The sequence below is a fragment of the Blautia sp. 1001283B150304_161114_C9 genome, from assembly GCF_015668165.1.
In the GTDB taxonomy this organism is placed as follows: domain Bacteria; phylum Bacillota; class Clostridia; order Lachnospirales; family Lachnospiraceae; genus Blautia_A; species Blautia_A wexlerae.
The window spans coordinates 45,134-67,969 of the sequence record NZ_JADPGO010000003.1 but is presented as its reverse complement, the minus strand read 5'-3'; the positions used below and the strand labels follow the sequence as shown (position 1 = coordinate 67,969).

Genomic DNA, 22,836 nt, shown 5'->3' with positions numbered 1-22,836 from the left:
CCAACACCTCCTACACTGTTTCGTCTGTCTTGAATACTCTGTTGGAAATTCCTACAGATAATATACACAGTAACATTAAGACAACACCGATTGCACTGGCGTATCCATAATTCAGAATATTAAATGACTGATAATACATATATGTAGACATAACCTCTGTTGCATGGTTTGGTCCACCTGAAGTCATAACAGCAACCAGATCGTAATATTTCAGAGAACCTGTAATAATCAGAACCGCGTCAATTTTCAGGATTGGTTTGATAAGCGGAAATGTGATGTACTTAAACTGCTGCCAGCCCGTAGCACCATCAATCTCAGCAGCCTCATAGAAAGAAGAATCAATATTTCTCATTGCAGCCAGCTGAATTACCATATGATAACCAACATACTGCCACATGATAACAATAATGATACAAAGCATTGCTGTCTCTTTGTTAGCCAGCCACATCTGCTGCAGACCGCCAAGTCCGATTGCCTTTAAGAATCCATTCAAAAGACCATAGTTACCATTGTAAACGAATGTCCATGTAAGACCAACTGCTACGCCACAGATTACACATGGAAGGAAAAATACAGTCTGGAAAAATGATGCACCTTTGATTTTTTTGAAGATTGCATTACCAAAGAACATTGCTAATGGCATATGTGCCACCAAAGATCCAACAACCATCAGAATATTATTTCCAAATGCATGTTTAAATGTTTTATCACTGAAAAGACTCAGATAATTTTTGATTCCTACAAAATTCATCTTTGACATCAGGTCTGTATCAAATAATGAAAGATACACATTATAAAAGATAGGAGCTAATGCAAAGATTGCATAAATAATAAATGCAGGCAATACAAAAAGTGCTATGGTTTTCTTATTACCCATTACTTTATTCATAGACAACTCTCCCTTTTAACAAGCGAAACCCGATGTAAAATCTCAGGTTCCGCCAGTTTATTTAACAATCTGTTTATTTACTCTTGCTTTCTGCATAAGACTGCAGGGTATCAAATGCTTCCTGCACATCATCACCGTTTGCAATTCCAATTGTTGTATTGTTAAATTCATTTCCAAGATCAGTATCTACACGGTCAAACCATGGTGTCTGTACCTTTACATCTCCCAGAAGATTTATGAAATCTGCACACAGCGGTGTTAATTTTGAATTGTCGATATCAAAGTTTGTACTTGGGGTACGTCCATAATCATAAAGTAATAAAGAAGTTGATTCTTCGTTTGTCATATATTTTAACAGCGCTACTGCAGCATCTACATTCTTGCAGTTCTTAGTAATCGCATAAGAAGTATCAACAGAACCAACTTCTACACCTGCATATTCTTCATTTACTGCCGGCATTAAGAAGCAACTAATATTTTCTGCTTCTGCAGCATTCTCTTTCTTATCCAGATTGGAGATTTCCCAACATCCGTTGAAGTACATCGCTGTCTGTCCATTTGCAAATTGTAACTGTGCCTCTTCTCTTGATACTCCGGTAAATCCATCTTCGAAATATCCTTTATTAACTTCTTCCTGGAACAGTTTACCAGCTTCAACCATACCTTCATCGTTCCATTTTCCTGTGCCGTCTTTTATAGAGTTGAATAGATCCTCGCCTTTAATTCCATCACTCAGCTGCTGGATATACTGAGATACAAGCCATGCATCATCCGCTGTAGAAGCTAATGCAACAGGTGTAACTCCATTTTCTTTTAATGTGTCGCATATCTGCACATACTCATCATATGTAGTCGGAACTTCAAGACCATATTTATCAAAAATTGCTTTGTTATAATACATGATAGCTGTACTCTGCTGAGTTGGGATTGCATATACTTCGCCATCATATGTTAAAGGATCTAAAATACCTCCATTGAAACTATTTTTCCAGTCCTCGTCTTCATCCAGATATTTCTGAATGCTGATGACCTTATCACCATTTACAAAGTTTTCAAGATATCCAAGTGGCCATGTAAAGATAATATCTGGTTCAGAGTCAGAAGCCATCATTGTTGTCAGTTTTGTCTTATAGTCAGCGTTGGTTATGTTCTGAATTTCTACCTTTACTCCATACTCGTTGGACTCATTAAATCCATCAACGATCTTACGGTATCCTTCCATAAATGCATCTGAATCAGAACCGTTCATCATAATAGTCATTGTTTCTGAACTGCTGTCTGCTTTTGAGTCTGAAGAATCAGAACTTCCACCATTGCTTCCACAGCCGGTAAGCATACTTGCAGCCATTGCACCGATCAGTAAACACACTGTAAATTTTTTCATCTTATTTCTTTCCTCCCTGATTGTGATATTTGTATATATCTCTGTGTTTTCTATAAGAATATTTTATCAATTTTCACCTTCATTTAAAGAAAGAATTATGTCCTTTTTGTTTGTTTTTTTTGTCATTCATTTGTTATTTTTTTGTCTTTTATAGTTTTTGCACAATATAATATCAATATTTAAAGGCAATATAAAACACAGGAATATCTATAAGAAAAATCTCCCTGTGTTTTACATTACCTATATCTTATGCTTCTTCAACAATTTTTATATTCCATGGTGAAACCGTGATGCTTTCTCCATCCTGTACAGATTCTCCTGATAACAACTCTGTACCATTTTTGCCATAATAAGAAACTTTCTGTTCTTCTGCGGAATAGTTCAGGATATATCTGACACATTTTCCCAGATCGTTGGTTCCTTTTCTTACGATCACCGGCCATCTGTATTCCGGAAGCTCTACCTCAACGCTCCTAAGTGCTTCTGTGATCACTGCTTTTAAAGTGTTGTCATCTGTCATGCAACCAATGTAGATGGCAGTTCCTTTTTCATAATGATTCTTAGTGATTGCTGCATATTCTTTCCAATTATAATGATCATAAGATGCCAGAACTTCTGCTTCCTGTGGCATTAATAATTCCATGAATACTTTAGCTGTTGCAGGCACATCTGTATTTTCTTCAGTCTCAATATTTTCTTTTGTTTCATTTTTCTTATCTGCTTCATCTGCACCACTTTCTCGGATAATACTTCCAGTCAGTCCGACATTCTTCGGGAAGGTAAACTGCTGATAGTTGATTCCGAAGCAGTTACTTAAAATATGCGGCTGCATTTCATGACTTACCTTAATATTCTCATTCGCAAATGCAGTTTTAAATGTTGCCACCAACGTACCACCATCTGCCACATACTGTTTCAGTCTTTCCAGAAGTTCATCTGGTGCTGCATAGAGTGCCGGGACAAAGATTGCTTTATACTGTTCCAGATTATCAGATTCCGGCCATACGAAGTCACACTCAATATTCATCTGATACAGTGCATCATAAATCCAGCGAACAACATCATTGTATCCAATGCCATTATTTCCTGCCGCAGTTGCTTCGATTCCGAACCACTTGAGAGCCGTTAATGCCTCATTACTTACAAGGATAGCGACATCATTTTTCTTCTTCAGATTCACCAGATGACTTCCAATTTCTGAGAATTCCTTGCCCATAATACATGCTTCGCGATACGGTGCATTCTCCTGCATGTCATGACTGAGAAGTCCCTTCCAGTATGTCTCAAAAGAATTATGAATAGAATGCCAATGCCAGTACATTACGCTGTTAGAACCACTTGCAAGGTGACTATAACCCTGAAGTCTGAGCTGTCCCTTATACGGAGTCCATCCCGGATAACCCTGAGCTTCTGTTTCCAGAACAAGATAGTTATCTCTCTTTAAAGAACGTGTCATATCACCGCCAAATGCAATCTCTGCCCCTGTCAGATCATCCTGTGTCGGATGATAAATATCTGTGCCTGCAATCGTCAGTGCCTTCGCTGCATGGTAATGGTTTACATCAGGCTGTACTCCATAGGAATATCCCCGCCATTCAAAGTCAAAATTATGAGTGATAAACTGATCTTCTCTGCGGTATTCATTTACGATATCTGCCTGCCAGCTTAAGAATTCGTCCACCAGCGTTCTCTGGAACTTCTCAAATTCAGCTCCGAGGCTTCCATTGATCGTTCCTCTCACATCAGGGAAATCTTCCCACGCATTGATGCGGTTGCTCCAGTAATCCAGACCAAATTCATGATTCATGGCATCCAGATCATTATTAAATTTCCTGCGGAGATATTTCACAAATTTCTCCTGCACATTCTTTCCGGCTGTTCCGTAGTATTTGGTTTCATTGTCTACCTGAAAACCAATAACGCATTTTCTGTGTGCGGTACACTCCATTAATTTACGGATCACACGCTCTGCATAGAAACGATACACCGGATGAGTAATGTCCATGATCTGACGGGCTCCGTAAATACCTCTGCCATTTACAGTCTCTGCCATTACATCCGGATGAGACTTCACCATCCATGTAGGAATCGCATAAGTAGGAGTTCCAATGATGACATTGATTCCTGCCTCTTCCATTGCGTCCATTACACGTTCTACATGAGAAAAGTCAAACACACCCTCCTGCGGCTCACAGGTACTCCATGTAGACTCTGCAATCCTTACTGTATTGATTCCTGCTTTTTTCATCATTGCAACATCCTGCTGCAGACGGTCATATGGCATATATTCATCATAATATGCCGCTCCGAAAAGAAGTTCCTTCATTATAATAATATCCTCCTGTTAATATCTGTCCAATTAGCTGTTGATTTCTTATGAACTTTATATTAACCAAGTCGTGCGGATTATTCTATCATCTATTTTAGGTGAATATCATTTATTTTTGTTCTTTCCATTTTCCATATTTCTTTCTGTATCTGGCAGGTGTCATTCCTGTCTGCTGACGGAAAATATTCCCGAAATAACTCTGTGAGCAGAAAGAAAGATAATTTGCAATCTCTTTTACTTCATAATCAGAATAACGAAGCATATTTTCGGCAAGACGTATTTTTTCTTTACGGATATATTGCTGTATGGTAATCCCTTCAATCTTATGAAAAAGATCCGATAGGTAGCTGGTATTTACTCCTATTTTCTGCCCGATTTCTCCTATTACGATTTCACTGTGAAGATTCTGATAAATATAATTCTTTGTCCGTTCGACCAGCTCATTTTTGTGCTGGTTCTTATGAATTTCTGCCACACGCTCTGCAAACTCATATTCTGCCTGACGCATCATGGAATTAATCTTTACTGCATTATTCATGTCCTCAATCTTTAAAATATATCCATCCACCATAGAAAATGCCTCTTCCGGAACCATTCCGCCATCGATAGCAGCACGGGAAGCAAGGGTGATAACACAGATAGCAACATTCTTCGCCTGCCGGACTGGATTTCTGGCCAGCTGCCCAATTTCCCCGCGATAGGTTTCCGACATACTGTGTTTAAGCATTTCCACATCACCACGTCGAATACTATCCATTTCGCGCAATTCCTGATCATAAGGATTATGAGGAATTTCCTGCTCCTGATGCTCAAAAATGACACTGGATACTTGTTCCTTTGCTTCTATAATATCTGTTTCCGACATTACATCTTCCTGCATCTCATCATTGCATTGTAACCCCATTTTGATTTCCTCCTGCTTGTATATCTATAATAAGATATCCTTTTACCTCAATAATTACTTTGAGAATTGCGGGAACTGCTTTGCAGCGGAGCAATTCGTAGATATCAAGTTAGGGGCAAAATGCCTTTTGACCCTAACATCATTACTTGTATTCTATAACAGAAGAATATAAAAGTCACTTAATACCTGCTTCGCAGCTAATTCGGTTAAAGTAAACAAGATTATTGTTCACTCATAACTGTTCTCAACAGCCAAACAAAAAAACTCTCGCATATCATATTCCATAAACGAGAGTTTTTCCTTATTTCGACATTTTATAACATCAGAGCCAAAGCTAAGGCTCCAATATTTTTAATATATTTTATTTAAAGCGAATCTCATCCGCTAATTCCTTTGCTTCTTTTACCATAACCTGAATCTGATCAAATTCACCGTTTCTGATCATATCTCCCTTTACCATCCAGCTTCCGCCACAGCACAGAATCTTATCACAGGATAAATAGTCTTTCAAATTTCCGGTATTTATTCCTCCTGTCGGCATAAATTTAAGGTTCTGGTATGGTGCTGCCATTGCCTTTATCATGGCAATTCCACCAGCCTGCTCTGCCGGGAAAAATTTAACCACTTTCAATCCTCTTTTTACAGCCTGGGCAACTTCTGAAGGGGAAATACATCCAGGAAATACCGGAATGTTTTTTTTCAGGCAATAATCCACAATTTCCGGGTCAAACCCTGGACTTACAATAAATTTTGCACCAGATTTCACTGCAAGATCTACCTGCTCTGTAGTCAGTACAGTTCCCGCTCCTACCAGCATATCCGGATATGTTTCTGACATCAGACGAATACTTTCTGCCGCTGCCTCTGTACGGAATGTTACTTCCGCACATGGAAGTCCGCCCTCAGACAGAGCCTTTGCTAAAGGAATCGCATCTTTTTTATCTTCCAGAACAACAACCGGCACTACTCCTAATTTCTGAAACTGTTCTTCTATTGTTTTCATAATCTCTGCCCCTTTATCTTTTAATATCAAAATTCATCTGCATCACATGACGGATCAGTGAAACATCATCGGTAATGTTTCCATCTCCATGAAGTGTATGTTTGATCGCACTGCTGGCCACTCCGAAATTTACGGTATCTTCCGGAGTAAATTTCTGCATAAGTGCGTAAATAATTCCACTTACAAACGCATCCCCACCGCCAACACGATCCAGAATATTAAATGTCAGTTTTCTGCTCTCATAAGTCTTTCCCTCATACCACAGATATGCTTTCAGACTGTTTTCACTACAGCTTGGAGAATATCGTACATGTCTGGCAATACATTTCAGATTCGGATATCTTTTAACAAATGCATTGAAGACTATCTCTTGCTGTTCTAAATCTGGCTGAAATGGGATATCATCCTTCACGTCTCCTGCACTGTAATTATTTTCGTCTTTCCATAAGTGATATGGTTCTATTCCCATCAAAACATCGACATACGGAAGACACGCTGTACAGAATTCTCTTGCCTCTTCCCAGCTCCATAATGTACTTCTGAAATTTCCATCAAAGCTGACGGTGATTCCATTCTTTTTTGCAATTTTCAGACAGTCTATGATCATTTTTCTGCAACGCTCTCCCAAAGCAGGGGTAATCCCACTTAAATGCAGCCAGGTATAGCCATCCAGTAATTTTTCCAGATCGACCTTAGTAAAATCATACTCATCAAAAGCACTGTGTTTTCTGTCATAAATGACCTTACTTGGACGAATCCCATACCCAGTCTCCAGATAATATGTTCCTAATCTATGTGTCGGAGTTTCTTCAGATCTACTGAAAATTACAGGTGTACAGTCAACATCATTACTTTTCATCATTCTTATCGCACTTTTTCCAAGGCTATTATCCGGTACAACCGTAAAGTATGAGCTGTCTATCCCAAGATTTGCCAGAGACAATGCCACATTCGCCTCACTTCCTCCATATCTCGCTTCAAAACAATCTGCCGTCCGGATTTTTTCACAGTCAGGAGGAGTCAGACGCAGCATAATTTCACCCATTGTTATAAATCTTTGTTTTCTATTTTCTTCCTGATACATAATCAATTCCTTTTCTCATATCCCATTTGATCAATATTCCAGATATGCACCCTTCATCGGACTTGCCGCATGCTGACTGAATAATCTCAAAACCCCTTTTCTATATTTCGGCTCTCTTGGTCTCCAGTTTTTGCGTCTTTCTTTTAGTATCTCATCAATCTCTTCTGCTGTTTTGCGCTCTCCGGCAATTCCAATGATATTCAGTTTTCGCTCCATTACATCAATTTCAATCAGATCGCCTTCTTTTACCAGAGCGATAGGACCGCCATCTACTGCCTCAGGGCTGCAATGTCCGATCACCGGACCTGTTGAAGCTCCTGAGAATCTTCCATCTGTGATCAGAGCGATACTTTTTCCTAATTCTTTATCACTGCTGATTGCCTCAGATGTATAAAACATTTCCGGCATTCCGCTTCCTTTTGGTCCTTCATAACGGATAAAGACAGCATCACCTTTCTGAACTTTATGTTTAAGAACCGCATCCAGACATTCTTCCTCACTGTCAAATGGTCTCGCACGAAGAACCGACTTGAACATTTCTTTCGGACACGCCGTATGTTTGATAACAGCACCTTCAGGCGCAAGATTACCTCTTAATACTGCAATGCTTCCATCTGTTCCAATGGCTTTGTCATATGGACGGATAATATCTTCTTTTGAAATTTTAATACCATATCTCTGATTAAATTCCTGCAGCCATTTATCACATTTCTCATAAAATCCGTTCTTTTTCAGATCATCAAGATTTTCACCAAGAGTCTTTCCTGTTACCGTCATTACATCAAGATGCAGATGTTCTTTAATTTCTTCCATGATGGCCGGAACTCCTCCTGCATAATAGAAGCATTCTGCAGGCCATCTTCCAGCCGGACGAACATCTAACAGATATCTTGCATTTCTGTGAAGGCGGTCAAAAGTATCTCCTGTAATTTCTATTCCAAACTCATGTGCGATTGCCGGAATATGTAGAAGACAGTTTGTACTTCCTGAAATTGCTGCGTGAACCAGAATTGCATTTTCAAAACTTTCCATTGTCACAATATCACTTGGACGCATATTCTCTGTCTGCGCCAATTTCACCGCCTGTCTTCCGGCCTCTCTTGCATATGCCAGAAGATCCGGGCTGGTTGCCGGCATTAATGCGCTTCCCGGAAGTGCAAGTCCTAACGCTTCTGCCATAATCTGCATGGTTGATGCAGTTCCTATAAAAGAGCATGCTCCACAGCTTGGACATGCATTACATTTAGCCCAGTCCAGCTTTGCCTCATCAATTTCGCCTCTCTCATATTTCGCGCTGTACATGCCAAGCTGTTCAAGAGTAAGCATCTCTGGTCCGGCATTCATTGTTCCACCAGGAACAACAACGGCTGGAATATTGACTCTTGCCAGCCCAATCAGATTTCCCGGCATTCCTTTATCACAGCTGGAAAGATAGACACCTGCATCAAATGGAGTCGCATTGGCATGAATCTCTATCATATTTGCAATCATTTCCCGGCTTGCCAGACTGTAATTAATTCCATCTGTTCCCTGACTTTCCCCGTCGCAGATATCAGTACAGAAGTAACGCGCTCCAAAGCCTCCGGCTTCTGCAACACCTTTTCTGACTTCTTCTACCAATATATTTAAATGTCCGCTTCCCGGATGACTGTCACCATAAGTGCTTTCAACCATAATCTGCGGTTTCCCAAGATCTTCCTTTTTCCATCCTGTTCCGATTCTTAATGGGTCTAATTCCGGCGCTAATTTACGCATTTCCTGACTTTTTAAATTCATGATTTTTCCTCCTGCTAAGCAATTTAGACGTAAGATTATTCGAGAAATCAACCTGTTTGTACACCAGTACATCATTTTCGAAATAACCAGAGCATTTTTCAAACATGTGCTAAAATATATATGGTAATTTTTTATTATGAAACGATAAACCATACGATCGTTGCTCCAACAATTCCTACTAAACCAACAATCGTTTCCATCACTGTCCATGTTTTCAGATTTGTCTTTTCATCAACTTCAAATAAAGATTTGGAAAGCCAGAAACCGGAGTCATTTACATGGCTGAAGGCTGTTCCTCCTGCTGCAATCGCGATAGTAAGTGTTGCAAGCTGCAACTGTGAAAGACCTGAAACCATAGGCATGGAAGCGATGATACCTGCTGCCATAGTCATAGATACTGTAGCCGATCCAACAGACACTCTGACCGCCGCTGCTACCAGAAATGCCACCACTAGCTGAGCCGGTTTCATAAACGGAATATTATTTCCGGCAAATTTTCCAAACACCGGTCCTGCCAGGATCATTGCCGGGATTCCAATAATAATTCCAAGAATAATAACATAACTAAGTTCTACATTCAGCATCTCTGCCACCAGAACCGGTCCCGGTGTCGGTGGTACAAAAGCATGACCAATCGCAAGGCCCGCCAGTAATGGGATAGAATAACAGAATACTGATTTTCCTGTTTTTCGCGCAATACCAAATGCAACCGGGATCAGAATCAGAAGTCCGGATTCAAAAAATACGGGCATTCCAACGATCAGACCAGTGATTCCAAGTGCCCACGGAACTTTTTCTCACCAAATACCTTTAACAGTGTGTCCGCAATGACTTCCACACCACCAGATACCTGTAGAATCGCTCCAAACATAAAGCCCAGACCAATCAGAATCGCAATTGTCTGCAGAGTTGTACCAACACCTTCCGCTAATGTATCTGTAATCATGTCGAATGGCATTCCTGCCACCAGACCTATGATCAGCGCAGATGACATGATCGCGATAAAAGGTTGTACTTTACAATACAGCAAATCCCAGAAGCGCACCTGTAATCAGCCTTTCTGGAGAAGCAACAAAGTCACTCATTATAAATTCCTCCTGATGAATATGTGTTGTAACTATTTTTATATTTCCGGCGCCTTGCTTGATCATGGCTACACTATAACAATTGGATTTTCAGCTTTCAATACATATGACGTATGTATATTTTTTTCTGCAAAACGACAAAAACAGGCGGTGATTTTTCCTTGTTCACCGCCTGTTTTTTGTATATTTTTACTATCTTTCATTAAAAAACGTTTTTATAACATTCAATACGTCTGATGTATTTACATTATTATTCTTGTTTGATTGATTAATAGCAGATGTACTTATATATCATCTGGTTCATGATTTTTTCTTACTTTTTTCTTTTTTTCCAGAAATTCCATGATTACCTGCCGGTTATAGGTCAGGTGCATATTCATGGCACATTTTGCCCCTACAGGATCTTTATGTTCAATAGAGTTAACAATTGCCCTGTGTGTTTCCAGAGTTTCCTGCATCAGAGTTCTGTATGTGATATTGGCAAATATCACAACTGATGTATTGATTACAGGGATCAGACGCTCTACTACCATATTTCCACTGAGTTTCGCCAGATAACTATGGAATTCTATATCTTTCTGGATATGATTATACCCTTGCTTGTATAGCCTCTCAACTTCATTACATAATTCACGAAGTTTCGCAATCTGTTCCTTCGTTGCCTTTCTACATGCCCATGTGACAATCTCCGGTTCAATCATCAGACGGACATCAAAAAGATCTAATGCCAGCTGATATCTGTCTTTTATCTGCCCAAATCCCAGAACATCATTCTCCATATAAACTGTACTGATCACATAAGTTCCGTCTCCACGCCGCACTTCCAGAATCCCACGGCTTACCAGCCCCTTCACAGCCTCACGAATTGTACTTCTTCCTACATCAAATATCCCAGCAAGCTCAAATTCATTTGGAATTTTCTCACCAATTGCAATTTGATTATCTAAGATGTACTTCATTAGCTGATCCTCGGTTTGCTGACCAAGAGTCTTTTTTATCTGTACTTTTTTCTGACTCATTGTTTTCTCCTTATGAAAAAGAAGTATTCTGCTCCAGATATTTCTTCAGTGAAGAGACATACAGATTCCCCACCTTACTGAGGATTGAATTCTTTCTAGTAATATAGCCAATCTCCATGTCGCTGTTCTGGTTCTGCTCATCCCCTTCGAAGGGAATTGCCAGATAATCACTGCCATTAAGCTCCTCACAGATAATCCCTGAACACAGGGTATAGCCATTGAGTCCTACCATCAGATTCAGCATAGTCGCTCGGTCTGAAGCCTTGACTGTTCTGGAATATTCATTGGTAGACAGAATCTCCTCTGACAGATAAAAACTGCTCTTATCTCCCTGTTCGAAGGACAAGCAGGGGTATTTAGCTAGCTGGCTGTAGCTGATAGATTTCTCATTTGCCAGTGGATGATTTTTCCACAAATATACATATGCCTGACAGTCAATCAAATGATGAAACTCCAGATTCGCAGAGTGGAGAAGCTTTAACAGTGCCTTTCTGTTGAAATCACTGAGATAAAGTACTCCCACCTCGCTTTTCATAGTGCTGACGTCACTGATCACATCTGCAGTCTTTGTCTCCCTGATGGCAAATTCATATTCTGACACATCAAACTTCTGCACCATATCCACGAATGCTTTCACTGCAAAAGAATAATGCTGGGTGGAAACGCCGAACTTCTTCTTATAGGAACCACCCTCACTGTATTTCTCAACCACACTCTCATACTGTCCATATATCTGACGGGCATACATCAGAAATTCTGTCCCGTCATTGGTCAGCGTCACACCACGGCCGCTACGGTTGAATATAATGATTCCAAGCTCCTTCTCCAGCTCCTTCACAGCATTGGTCAGAGAAGGCTGGGAAATATACAACGCCTCCGCAGCTTTATTTAATGAACCAGTTTCGGAAATTGTGATGATATAATTCATCTGTGTTAGTGTCATATGGTTTCTCCCTTATATACCATTAATTTTTTTCTATAGCAATCCTCATAAATAATTCATCTGAGACAATTCTGCTATAGCAATCCTCGTAAATAATGCATTTAAGACAGTTCAGCAGAGTGCGAAAGACAAGGAAGATATCTGCAGGCGTGCTGACGCACGGCAAAGATATCTGACGCAGGATTTCACACTCTGATGGGCTGGATTAAGATGCATTATTTCATAGGATTGCTATAAATTGATTTCATTTTACCCATATAATTATTTTCCTATTTGTGACACTACCAGTGGCATAAATAGTTACTGCAATAATTTTACTATATCTTCTCAGGTTTCTCAACATTGCAATTTCTACAAAAGGGAAACATAAAATTACAGTTTACTATGTACCTCAAGTTTTTTGTTTTTATCAGTCTGTAAGAAACCGGCAATGATAAAAACTAACAATTGTATCCTAAACACATATAGGATACAATATCAATAGACAGCACAATTCCCTGAAGAATTCATATAATGGAGAAATTATCATGCAGATAAAAATAGATCACTCCCTTGCTACACAGATTGTCAATACTGTAAAAGACGTATGCGGCCAGGATGTTAATTTTATTGATCAGTCCGGGATTATTTTTGCCAGCACTAATCCGGAAAGAGTTGGAACTTTCCACGAAATCGGGCAGAAAGCTGCAGCCACAGGAAATACTATCGAAGTATCTTCTGACAATAGCTTCTACGGCAGTCAGAAAGGGATTAATATGCCGGTTTACCATAACCAGTCTTTACTGGCTGTGATCGGTATTACCGGTGAACCAGATACCGTGAGAAAATATGCCCATCTGGCAGAACGCATCACCAATCTTCTAATCCGCGAACAGGAGCTGAATATGATCAGCCGTAATCAAAATGATAAGCGTCAGTATATCATCGATTCTCTGATTCGTAATCAGAATCTCAATATGGAATATATCCAGAGTCTCCTGGCAGAGTTTTCTGTAGATGTTCAAACTTCCAAACGACTCATATTGCTACAGATAAATGCAAGATATAATATGGCTAATTTTTCACTTCTGGAACAGAAAGTAACTCAGATGTTTTCCATTTTTCCTCTGAATTTATATGCCTTTCATTATCCAGATGAGTATCTGGCAGTTGCAGATTCTGAACTTTTTGACAGAAAATCCTTTATACTAAAGCAGTTTTCCGCAGAACAGCAGAAGCTTCTGAAAATCGCAGTTGGAAAGAGCACTTCCATCTATCAGCTGGCAGAATCTTATTCTTCCGCTGTGACGGCTTTGAAAAGCATAACTAATCCTGATAAAAATTTTGTAATGTATGATAATCTCACGCTGGAACTCCTTCTCTCCGGATCAGGGAAACAAGAAAAAGAAGAGTTCCTCTCCCGGACTATTACAAATCTTACCGGAGAAGAACTCAAAATTATAACCACCTATTTTGATCAGGATATGTCTCTGCATAATACCTGTGAAAAGCTTTTTTTACACAAAAACACACTTCAATACAAACTCAATCATATCTACAGAAAAACCGGGCTGAATCCACGTAGATTTAAAGATGCCGTTCTTCTGTACCTGGCTGGGAAACTGTAGTATCAGGATTTGATATCTTTATATCAGATACACAATTACCGCCACAATTGTACTCGTAAGACCAATACATGCCTCAAACGGAATCAATTTCATTCTTTCCTTAATATTCATTCCTACAGAACCACCTGTCGCGTGGAAAAAAGAACCATGCGGCAGAGAATCGATTACTGTTGCACCGGCATGAATCATAGCTCCTGCAGAAATAGCCGGAATTCCTGCATTTAACAGTGTTTGTGCAAAAGTCTGAGACGCAATGGTCGCACCGGCTGTAGTAGATGCAGTAGCTCCTGCCATCAGAATACCTGCAATCGGCGCAAGAATAAATGCCGGCATCTTCATCATTTCCAATAGAGAAATCACATCATACTGTAAAGCAGATGCTTTAATGATTCCTGCAATAGTTCCTGTTCCAATAAGAAGAATAGATACTCCTGCCACCTTACTAAGACCAAATTCTGCAAACTCACGGAATTGTACCAGGCTTCCACATGCAATTGCACACACCAGACCGCCAAGTGGAAGGGCGATCAATGGATCAATTACAATAGAAAATATCGGACGCAGTGCCAAAAGTATAATAACTGTCAGCGGACCTGCAAATGCCTGAATAAAAGTTGGAAGTTTTTTATTGTCTGCATGTTTTTCCAAATCCTGATCACTAACCATCGTTCCTGCTTTTTTTGACAGTATTGTTGCAATAATTACAGTTACAATTAATGCACAAACTGCCGGAATAATATTTTTTATCATCAGAGATGTAAGATCAACCTGGAACGCTTCAGAAACAGCAATTGTATTTGGGTTTGGAGAAATAATATTTCCTGCTTTTCCTCCACCAATCATTGCCAAAAGAAGAGAAGCTTTATTATATCCTGCTTTTTTTCCAATCGCCAGTGCAATAGGTGCTACTGTAATAACTGAAATATCCACAAAAACACCTACTGCACATATTACCATTGTTGCAGCCGCAACAGCAATAAGGGCTCGTTTCTCTCCCAATTTCTGTACAATTACTTCTGCAATTTTTTCCGCAGCTCCGGTTTTAATAAGAGTTCCCGCCAGAATACCGGAAGTCATAATTCTCAGTACAGAAGAAATCATACTCTGCGCTCCACTTACCATAGTATCGACAGTCAATATCAGATTTCCACTTCCGATTACTCCGCCAATAAGAGCACCAAAAATCAGGCTATAAGCGGGCTGAACTTTTTTTATGATCAGAATAATCGCAACTGCCATTCCAATCAGAGCACCTATGGTTGTAAAACTATAATCCATTCTTTATTTCCTCCTTATGTTCAGCAGACGAAATACCTGTTCTACCGTATCCGCCATGTTAGCCTTTGCATTTTCCGGTTTCATAGCATCTTCCAGAGTAGTTACTCCTCTTAAAATCGGGAAAAATGCATCAATTCCGTTCTGATTGCAGGCAATGGCCTCTTTTGTAACACTTCCTGCAAAAGCAGTCACAGGAATGTTATGCTTCTTTGCCAGACGTGCCACACCTACAGGTGCTTTTCCCATGGCAGTCTGACCATCCAGTCTGCCTTCTCCTGTAATCACAATGTCAGCATTTTCCATATATTTTTCCAGAGAAGTTTCTTCCAGCACAATCTTAATCCCAGACTCTAGAACTGCATTGGTAAAACTCAAAAATGCAAATCCCAGGCCTCCTGCTGCACCCGTACCTGCCTGGTTGGCATTGATCTTTGTGCATTTTTTCTCTGCAAGTGCGGCATATTTTTCCAGCCATTTATCCATCTGCATAATCATAGAGGGGGTTGCCCCTTTCTGCGGTCCGAATACTGCACTGCATCCTTCCTCTCCACAGAGAATATTTGTTACATCACAGGCAACACGAAATTCACATTCTGCCAGTTCAGGCAGTACATATGTATCGGTAATCTCCTCCAGTACCTCCAGTCCTCTGGCACCAAAAGGAACCTGTTTTCCTTCTTTATCAAGAAAACCATATCCCAATGCCTGAAGCATTCCAATTCCACCATCATTGGTAGCACTTCCTCCAATTCCTACAATAAACCGGCGGCAGCCTTTGGAAATAGCATCTTTAATCACTTCTCCCACACCATAAGTTGTAGTGTAAAGTGGATTTCGTTTTTCATCAGGAACAAGTGTGATACCTGCCGCACCTGACATTTCAATCACAGCGGTATGACTGCTTTCAATGATTCCATATTCACAATTCACCGGCGTTCCAAGCGGACCTGTAACCATCACATTCTGTATGATACCATTCATACCACTCACCAGTGCTTCCACTGTGCCTTCCCCGCCATCAGCCAGTGGTCTTACTATAATTTCTGCATCCTGACCATGAACTCTGCGGATTCCGTCAGCAGCAGCATATCCTGCTTCCATGGAACTCAGACTTCCTTTTAGAGAATCAATTGCGATTACTGCTTTCATTTTTTTCTCCTTTGATTTTTCTCTTTGTATTCATTTTTATACAATTTCAGCATACATTTAGTATAGCGGTTTAGAGATTAGATTGATATATTACATGTAACATATTTATATATATTCTATGTGTTTTATTGTTATACATACCATTTACAATTATGTGATAATCAGACGTATTACAGGAACATTATGGAGTAATTTTTATGAAGTAAGGCAGCAATATTTCTTCTCGCTTCTGGTAGGACACTTAGTCACATAGACACCGCAGGATACACAGCGTTTGGGCTTTCTGTTTCATTCATTTAAGACGGATGATACATATTATGTTCTTTCTCCAGTTCTTTATAAAGTTGCATACAGTTCCAGTTCTGATTATGCTCCGTCAGAACCGCCTTGTAATCCACAGGTGTTCCTGCTTTGCGTAAAGTATAGAGCACCTGGTCAAACAGATTCCCCGTGATTCCTGCAAGGATCAGCATTTCCTTCTCCATCTGCTCCTGAGAGATCAGCGCTGATGGAATCTGCACCTGAGAAACCCCCTTCACTCCTGCCAGATATCCGATTGGCTGACTATAGTCCTGAGTTTCTACAGTTTTTAAACGTATCTTAAAAGGCAGTAATGCCATCTTTAACTTGCGAAGCTTCTGCTGATCCTGAAAATTTATTAATAAAATAGTTGGTTTCATATAAACACTCCTTCTGATACAAGTAAGTCCCCACCTACTACTTATTGCTCTTTACAATTGAAGCAGAGACTTCCTTGATTTGGTTAAATAATTACAACTATTATACCCTCTTCACCTGCACCTGACAATCATAATAGCCTGCATAGGACTTTTTATGTCACAGGAATATTACAAAATAATTTCCGGCAACGCAGAAAAACAGGCTTCGATATCTGTTTCATCGATGCCTGTTTTTCTGTGTTACAATTATTTTTACATTACTCCACCATGCGGCTTTCATCCGCTTTATACTCAAAGAAATCAAAATCAGCGCATTTCTTATGAAGCACACGGTCTGCGCAGGTAATGCCTACCATAGTTCCTGTGAATTCACCGTATTTACAATACTCATCCGAAAATCTTGTAGTATCAAAAATACGTCCAATCTTCTCATAACTTTCCCCATCATAGCTCCACTCAAACCAGGATTTTCTTCCTTCGATATAAAGGCGCAGATAAATGGGCTTATCCTCTACTGGGATTCTTGTATTCAGAAATTCTGTTTTCACACCATTTTCCAGATGGATAATGGACAATGCACTCTGTCCCAGAGTTTCACTGTAATATTTGCGAAGATTGATATAGTTCATATTGTCATAATACAGGATCAATCCTGCACTGTGCTGGTGAACTTCCGGCACAAATTCCATCTTTGTGGTAATTCTTGCATAAACACTGGTCAGCTTTCTTGCAAGAATGCTGACTCTATTCAGAGAAGTCCTTGACTCCTGCCCCCGAATACGGACGTAACCTTTTCTTGCTTTTACATCGGCAAATCTCTGAGGCATAATGCGGGGTGAATAATAGAAATTGCCAAGCTCATCCCCGTCAAAATCATCAAAATCCGGTGTTTTCTCCACAGGATATTCCGGCAGAGAACTCTCAGGTACTTCCAGCTTTGCAAGATTACTGTCATCTGCCATACGCAGCCAGTTATCCTCTGTCCACATCATTTTCTGGATTGCAGTTTCTCTCCCCAGAGTACAGCGCAGTTCCGGTACAAAAGGTCTGGCGCAGAGATGTACCAGATACACCTCACCGGTAGGAAGCTCAACGTAGCTTCCATGTCCGGACTTCTGAAGAACAGAATCCGGATTATAATACTTCGGCTTCAGATGATCCGGATCCTGTCTCTCATAGGATTCTCCGGGTACACTGGTCACAATAGGATTCTTCGGATCTTTTTCATATGGACCCCAGACATTTTTGGAACGCCCCATAGTAACACAGTGGTTATATCCTGTACCGCCTTCCGCACACATAATATAATAATACTCTCCGCGCTTTGTCAGATGAGGAGCTTCGATGCAGCCTCTGTCTGTACCGCCTCTCCAGATTCTTTTTGGATATCCTACAATTTCCTGATTTTCCGGAGAATATTCCACCATACAGATTGCACCTGGTTTTTCATATCCTTCTCTTGTTTCCCATTCCAGCGAAACAATATACTTCTTTCCGTTGGTATCATGAAATAAAGACGCATCAAATCCGGAAGAATGCAGATAAACAGGTTTGCTCCATGGACCTTTAATGTCTCTGGAGCAGATCAGGAAATTGTCTACATCAAAATATCTGGCATTCATGGAATTCATTACACCATAAACTACATAAAACATATCCTCTGCTTCACAGTAAGTCAGACATGGCGCCCAGATTCCCTTGGCACTGGGAAGTTTCTTCAGATCTACTTCTTCATCATCTGTCAGCACATGTGTATATAGCTCCCAGTTTTTCAGATCTCTGGAATGATAAATGGGGATTCCAGGGAACCATTCAAAGGTAGAAACTGCCATATAATAATCATCGCCTTTGCGGCAAATGCATGGATCCGGATTAAATCCCGGAAGTATTGGATTTTTTATCATTATATTTTCCTCCTTGTATCATTCCATCACAATCCATCCAAAATCAACACTACGTCCCAGATCCCAGCTGTCCCATCCGATCCATCCGGGTGTATTTACTGTATCTGTGAGAAGTTTGTAGCTCCAGTAATAGTAACCGCTGCCTCTGTTCCATGTCTCAAACTGAGCCTTTGCCAGAGCATTATATATTTTTTTCTTTTCTCCGGCACTGACTGTCTCTTCTGAATTTCCTTCCACTCCATTCAAAACGCTCTGGCCACCTTTTGTATCACAGCCACAGGCAAGAGAATTAAACAGACACCACTCTCCACAGATAACCGGGAAATAGTTCTCCATTTCCACAATCTTTGGTTCTAATTCCTCTTTGATATATTTCTTATAAGCCTCCAGAGTCTGTTCACAGCCTTCGGATTCAGCAAACATCAGATATTGATGGGTATCCAGAATTACATTGGAATATTTTTCTTCCTGCATAAAATCTTTCCACGCCATGAGATCAAATCCATCATGGATAACCACATATTTCTCTTTCGGCATATATCTGCTGATACAATCATAAGCATCCAGATAAAATTTACGGAGAAACTCCATAGTAATCGGTGCTGATCCTTCTGCAAGTTCCGCATCAACCGGAGGATATCGATGCTGCACATCCATAGTATTCCACATCTTTTCCGTAATTGGCTCATTCAAAGGCTGGATTCCCATAAGACCTTTTCTTTCACCATATCGTTTTGCAAGACGTTCCAGTACGCCAAGCACAAATTCTACTTCATCTGGATTCTGTGCCCATTTACATATACCGCTCAATCCCCCGTTATCAAAACCATTCTGACTTAACGGAACAGTATGAAGATCAATCAGAATTGTCAGTCCATATTTTTCTGCCCAGTTAAATGCTTTATCCAGTTCCTCAATACAGCCGATAAACGGTTCTCTGTCTCCAAAAATAAAATATGGTACCGGAATCCTCACTGAATCAAGTCCCATTCTTTTGATTGTTATAAAATCACGTTCTGTAATGTATTCTGAGCGATGGATCTTAATCCTTGCCTCATACACTTCCGGGGAAAGCTGGCGCGGAAGATAATATTCATCTTCCGCTGTTGTGCCTTCAAACAAAGCCGGATTCATCCATTTTTCCAGAACCAGCCAGTTTCCAAGATTAACTCCTTTAATCTTCATTTTGTCCAAACCTCCATTGTTTCCTGTTATTTATTACGTTCTTTCAGATCGGCAATAATACCGTCAAACTCTCTGTCCAAATGATAAAATTTCATAATGATCAGACCACATACATAAACTGCAATGGGAATCCATACAAAACAAATTCTGATAGATGTCAGTGCGGAAGCTGTCTGTGCCGCTGCATTTCCAACATATCCGCCAACTTCCAGAATTACCCCCAGAAGTGCAGAACCGATACCGTTTCCGATCTTATACCCAAAACTGCAGGCACTGTTTACGAGTCCTTCTGTACGATATCCTGTTTTCCACTCTCCGTAATCAATAGTATCAGATACCATTGCCCACATAGTTGCACCACCACAGGCATTTCCAATTCCTCGGATGACGCTGGAGACCACGATCATCGACATGAAACCTCCTGAGAAATTTAAGACAAGCATTCCTATAATATCCAGGATAAGTCCTATTGAAAATACATTTCTTTTTCCATATTTTTTTACCAGCATTGCAATGAAGAACATTGCCAGAATCTGTACGACGTTAAAGATTCCATTGATGGTACTTACAAGATTTTTATCCCCCAGAATATCTTTTGCATAATATACAGTTGCGCCACCGTTTACAGAATACATCAGAAAGAAAAGTGCCAGCATTCCTGTCATCATAATCCAGTATTTATTCTGAAAAAGAGCCTTGATTCCAGTCACAAAGGGAACATTTTTTTCTACTTTCTGTTCTCCCGTTTCTGTTGCTCTTACTCTTTCTTTTGTCCCAAAGAAGGTGCAGAGAAAAGCGGCAACAGAAACAAATCCAAATATAACAAATGTTTTTGTCCATGCAGATGCATTGTTTCCAAAATATTCTACCAACGGCAATGTAAATGTATTTATTGTAAGTGTTCCTGCTGTTGCAAGCAGATTTCTGAAAATACTTAATACAGATCTCTCATATGGATCCTGTGTCATCAATGCATTTAACGCAGAATACGGTACATTGATTGCAGTATAGATGATAGTAGATACCAGATTATAAGTGATAAATACATAAACCAACTTCGGTGTAGATGTCCAGGAAGCCGGAACAGAGAACATTAGGACTCCTGATATTGCAAACGGAATACACATACGCAGAATCCATGGTCTTGCCTTTCCAAATCTGGAATGAGTACGGTCAACAATAACTCCCATGACAATATCGCTGATTCCGTCAAAAATCCTTGAGATCATCATAATCGTTCCAACTGCCATTGCACTGACTCCTGCATAGTCTGTATAATAAAACAGCAGAAATGCCGACATTGCCGTATAAATGATATTACAGCCGAAATCCCCACATCCATATGCAAATCGTTCAAAAATTTTTCCAAAGGTTAATTTACTCTTTTGGTTCATTGTTTTTCTCCCTCTTTTTATCTCCTGATTTTCCTGTTTTTTTATTTTATCACTGGCCATGGCTGTATTTTATGGTATTATAATATCATACCTTGTACAAGTGTATAAGGTATAAAAAGAGCTAATATATAGGTCAATATTCTCTTTTTATATTGAAATCCGAAAATTTTATGTTCTGATGATTTCACATTTTGATAAACAAAAGCCATATACAGTATCTACAAAAATCACTATATAAACAGGGAGAATGATAAAAATGAAGAGTAAAGAAATTTCACATGAAATTATAGATGTGCCTGTTGATACCAATGTCAAATTCCGTACTTCCACTGATCCGGGAAGCTACATCCCCATGCACTGGCATCGTGCAGTTGAAATCATTTATATGCAGGAAGGTTCTCTGAATGTAACAATAGAATCTGAAAACTTTACTATCCAAAAAGGAGACTGCATTGTGATCAACGGCAATGTTCTGCATTCTACGAAATGCACTTCGCCAAACACAGCAATCCTCCTTCAGATTCCTCTGGATTTTATGGAAAAATATATTCCTAATCCTGGGAAGCTTATTTTTCTCTTTGATTTTCGTACAAAAGATCAGAGACAACAGACCAAACAGAGTATGTTTAAGACCATTCTGGAACAGCTTCAGATCATTAATGATGTGCGCCCGGATGGATATCTGCTCCGCTTCAACAGCCTGATGTTTGAGCTTCTATTCCAGCTGTATCACAATTTTGCAGTCAAAATCCTCCAAAACAGTACCAGTCAGGAAAAAAAAGACATGGACCGTCTGGAACCTGTGCTGGACTATATTTCCAAACATTACAGAGAATCCATCTCCCTTAATGAGATTGCAGAAGTCGCCAGTCTCCAGACAGGATATTTCTGCCGCTTCTTCAAGAAAAAAATGGGAATTACATTTCTCGAATATCAGAATGAATACCGCCTTTCCTTTATTTATCGTGATCTGATCACAACCAGAGATCCTGTTCATGTCATTCTGGAGCAGCATGGCTTTACCAATTACAAACTATTTCGCAGGATGTTCCTTGAGCATTTCGGAAACACTCCCACTCAAATAAGAAAACAGCGGGAAATATTGTAATTCACACATTATTGTGGTAAAGTAGTGTCGTGCTATTTTTCCTGAACCCGGTATCTTATCACAATTATAGGCCGCAGAAATTTTACCAGATTTGCGCATCACTCAATCCGTCTGC

The 22,836-nt window shown here is 39.9% G+C and carries 18 protein-coding genes and 1 pseudogene; 2 read left to right on the top strand and 17 right to left on the bottom strand.

The annotated features are described in order from the left end of the window. Positions 1-10 precede the first annotated feature (10 nt). The 11 genes and pseudogenes from I4V44_RS02400 to I4V44_RS02355 form a co-directional block, all read right to left on the bottom strand. Positions 11-889, bottom strand: coding sequence for a carbohydrate ABC transporter permease (locus tag I4V44_RS02400; RefSeq protein WP_008705221.1), 879 nt, complete (start codon positions 887-889; stop codon positions 11-13). 73 nt (positions 890-962) lie between these two features. Continuing rightward, complete coding sequence (locus tag I4V44_RS02395) at positions 963-2,273, bottom strand: ABC transporter substrate-binding protein (protein ID WP_118408577.1); 1,311 nt, start codon at positions 2,271-2,273, stop codon at positions 963-965. Positions 2,274-2,520: 247 nt separating this feature from the next. Beyond that, positions 2,521-4,599, bottom strand: coding sequence for a beta-galactosidase (locus I4V44_RS02390; protein WP_118408575.1), 2,079 nt, complete (start codon positions 4,597-4,599; stop codon positions 2,521-2,523). 112 nt (positions 4,600-4,711) lie between these two features. Then, positions 4,712-5,506 carry a helix-turn-helix domain-containing protein gene (locus tag I4V44_RS02385; RefSeq protein WP_173700956.1) on the bottom strand — a complete coding sequence of 265 codons (795 nt, stop codon included), beginning with the start codon at positions 5,504-5,506 and terminating at the stop codon, positions 4,712-4,714. Positions 5,507-5,867: 361 nt separating this feature from the next. Then, positions 5,868-6,509, bottom strand: a complete 642-nt coding sequence (locus I4V44_RS02380) for a bifunctional 4-hydroxy-2-oxoglutarate aldolase/2-dehydro-3-deoxy-phosphogluconate aldolase (RefSeq protein WP_196002263.1) — start codon at positions 6,507-6,509, stop codon at positions 5,868-5,870. A 13-nt stretch (positions 6,510-6,522) separates the two neighbouring features. Next, a complete protein-coding gene (locus I4V44_RS02375) occupies positions 6,523-7,593 on the bottom strand; it encodes a sugar kinase (RefSeq protein ID WP_196002262.1) in 1,071 nt (356 codons plus the stop codon). 30 nt (positions 7,594-7,623) lie between these two features. Then, positions 7,624-9,369, bottom strand: a complete 1,746-nt coding sequence (gene ilvD / locus I4V44_RS02370) for a dihydroxy-acid dehydratase (protein WP_196002261.1) — start codon at positions 9,367-9,369, stop codon at positions 7,624-7,626. A 134-nt stretch (positions 9,370-9,503) separates the two neighbouring features. After that, entirely contained in the window at positions 9,504-9,839 is a 336-nt protein-coding gene (locus I4V44_RS18460) for a GntT/GntP/DsdX family permease (RefSeq protein WP_330584142.1), read from the bottom strand. Between the two features lie 60 nt (positions 9,840-9,899). After that, positions 9,900-10,363 (bottom strand): annotated as a pseudogene (locus tag I4V44_RS18455) (GntP family permease); the annotation flags it as partial. Between the two features lie 375 nt (positions 10,364-10,738). Further along, positions 10,739-11,473: a FadR/GntR family transcriptional regulator gene (locus I4V44_RS02360; protein ID WP_118136205.1), complete on the bottom strand. Its 735-nt coding sequence runs from the start codon at positions 11,471-11,473 to the stop codon at positions 10,739-10,741. A gap of 10 nt (positions 11,474-11,483) precedes the next feature. Next, positions 11,484-12,416: a LysR family transcriptional regulator gene (locus tag I4V44_RS02355; RefSeq protein ID WP_118136207.1), complete on the bottom strand. Its 933-nt coding sequence runs from the start codon at positions 12,414-12,416 to the stop codon at positions 11,484-11,486. A 527-nt stretch (positions 12,417-12,943) separates the two neighbouring features. Here I4V44_RS02355 and I4V44_RS02350 point away from each other — a divergent pair. Continuing rightward, on the top strand, positions 12,944-14,023 hold the full coding sequence (locus tag I4V44_RS02350; RefSeq protein WP_196002260.1) for a CdaR family transcriptional regulator: 1,080 nt from the start codon (positions 12,944-12,946) through the stop codon (positions 14,021-14,023). A gap of 18 nt (positions 14,024-14,041) precedes the next feature. Here the strand turns inward: I4V44_RS02350 and I4V44_RS02345 are convergent, their stop codons facing one another. The 6 genes from I4V44_RS02345 to I4V44_RS02320 all read right to left on the bottom strand — a co-directional run bounded on the left by I4V44_RS02345 (position 14,042) and on the right by I4V44_RS02320 (position 21,613). Beyond that, on the bottom strand, positions 14,042-15,301 hold the full coding sequence (locus tag I4V44_RS02345; RefSeq protein ID WP_118568923.1) for a GntP family permease: 1,260 nt from the start codon (positions 15,299-15,301) through the stop codon (positions 14,042-14,044). 3 nt (positions 15,302-15,304) lie between these two features. Beyond that, positions 15,305-16,450, bottom strand: coding sequence for a glycerate kinase family protein (locus tag I4V44_RS02340; RefSeq protein ID WP_118566376.1), 1,146 nt, complete (start codon positions 16,448-16,450; stop codon positions 15,305-15,307). Positions 16,451-16,746: 296 nt separating this feature from the next. Continuing rightward, complete coding sequence (locus tag I4V44_RS02335; RefSeq protein ID WP_196002259.1) at positions 16,747-17,130, bottom strand: DUF3783 domain-containing protein; 384 nt, start codon at positions 17,128-17,130, stop codon at positions 16,747-16,749. A 257-nt stretch (positions 17,131-17,387) separates the two neighbouring features. Continuing rightward, a complete protein-coding gene (locus I4V44_RS02330) occupies positions 17,388-19,034 on the bottom strand; it encodes a glycoside hydrolase family 43 protein (RefSeq protein ID WP_119241497.1) in 1,647 nt (548 codons plus the stop codon). An 18-nt stretch (positions 19,035-19,052) separates the two neighbouring features. Next, the gene (locus tag I4V44_RS02325; RefSeq protein ID WP_196002258.1) at positions 19,053-20,219 is read right to left on the bottom strand and encodes a glycoside hydrolase family 5 protein; all 1,167 of its coding nucleotides are present in this window, start codon (positions 20,217-20,219) and stop codon (positions 19,053-19,055) included. A 26-nt stretch (positions 20,220-20,245) separates the two neighbouring features. After that, a complete protein-coding gene (locus tag I4V44_RS02320; RefSeq protein ID WP_196002257.1) occupies positions 20,246-21,613 on the bottom strand; it encodes an MFS transporter in 1,368 nt (455 codons plus the stop codon). Between the two features lie 256 nt (positions 21,614-21,869). Between I4V44_RS02320 and I4V44_RS02315 the strand changes: the two genes are divergently transcribed. Beyond that, complete coding sequence (locus tag I4V44_RS02315; RefSeq protein WP_196002256.1) at positions 21,870-22,721, top strand: helix-turn-helix domain-containing protein; 852 nt, start codon at positions 21,870-21,872, stop codon at positions 22,719-22,721. Positions 22,722-22,836: the final 115 nt, after the last annotated feature.

What these genes read in the sequence shown, in the direction of transcription:
- I4V44_RS02400 (WP_008705221.1), bottom strand. Translation starts at nt 889, where the DNA reads ATGAATAAAGTAATGGGTAATAAGAAAACCATAGCACTTTTTGTATTG.
- I4V44_RS02395 (WP_118408577.1), bottom strand. Translation starts at nt 2,273, where the DNA reads ATGAAAAAATTTACAGTGTGTTTACTGATCGGTGCAATGGCTGCAAGT.
- I4V44_RS02390 (WP_118408575.1), bottom strand. Translation starts at nt 4,599, where the DNA reads ATGAAGGAACTTCTTTTCGGAGCGGCATATTATGATGAATATATGCCA.
- I4V44_RS02385 (WP_173700956.1), bottom strand. Translation starts at nt 5,506, where the DNA reads ATGGGGTTACAATGCAATGATGAGATGCAGGAAGATGTAATGTCGGAA.
- I4V44_RS02380 (WP_196002263.1), bottom strand. Translation starts at nt 6,509, where the DNA reads ATGAAAACAATAGAAGAACAGTTTCAGAAATTAGGAGTAGTGCCGGTT.
- I4V44_RS02375 (WP_196002262.1), bottom strand. Translation starts at nt 7,593, where the DNA reads ATGTATCAGGAAGAAAATAGAAAACAAAGATTTATAACAATGGGTGAA.
- ilvD (WP_196002261.1), bottom strand. Translation starts at nt 9,369, where the DNA reads ATGAATTTAAAAAGTCAGGAAATGCGTAAATTAGCGCCGGAATTAGAC.
- I4V44_RS18460 (WP_330584142.1), bottom strand. Translation starts at nt 9,839, where the DNA reads ATGAAACCGGCTCAGCTAGTGGTGGCATTTCTGGTAGCAGCGGCGGTC.
- I4V44_RS02360 (WP_118136205.1), bottom strand. Translation starts at nt 11,473, where the DNA reads ATGAGTCAGAAAAAAGTACAGATAAAAAAGACTCTTGGTCAGCAAACC.
- I4V44_RS02355 (WP_118136207.1), bottom strand. Translation starts at nt 12,416, where the DNA reads ATGACACTAACACAGATGAATTATATCATCACAATTTCCGAAACTGGT.
- I4V44_RS02350 (WP_196002260.1), top strand. Translation starts at nt 12,944, where the DNA reads ATGCAGATAAAAATAGATCACTCCCTTGCTACACAGATTGTCAATACT.
- I4V44_RS02345 (WP_118568923.1), bottom strand. Translation starts at nt 15,301, where the DNA reads ATGGATTATAGTTTTACAACCATAGGTGCTCTGATTGGAATGGCAGTT.
- I4V44_RS02340 (WP_118566376.1), bottom strand. Translation starts at nt 16,450, where the DNA reads ATGAAAGCAGTAATCGCAATTGATTCTCTAAAAGGAAGTCTGAGTTCC.
- I4V44_RS02335 (WP_196002259.1), bottom strand. Translation starts at nt 17,130, where the DNA reads ATGAAACCAACTATTTTATTAATAAATTTTCAGGATCAGCAGAAGCTT.
- I4V44_RS02330 (WP_119241497.1), bottom strand. Translation starts at nt 19,034, where the DNA reads ATGATAAAAAATCCAATACTTCCGGGATTTAATCCGGATCCATGCATT.
- I4V44_RS02325 (WP_196002258.1), bottom strand. Translation starts at nt 20,219, where the DNA reads ATGAAGATTAAAGGAGTTAATCTTGGAAACTGGCTGGTTCTGGAAAAA.
- I4V44_RS02320 (WP_196002257.1), bottom strand. Translation starts at nt 21,613, where the DNA reads ATGAACCAAAAGAGTAAATTAACCTTTGGAAAAATTTTTGAACGATTT.
- I4V44_RS02315 (WP_196002256.1), top strand. Translation starts at nt 21,870, where the DNA reads ATGAAGAGTAAAGAAATTTCACATGAAATTATAGATGTGCCTGTTGAT.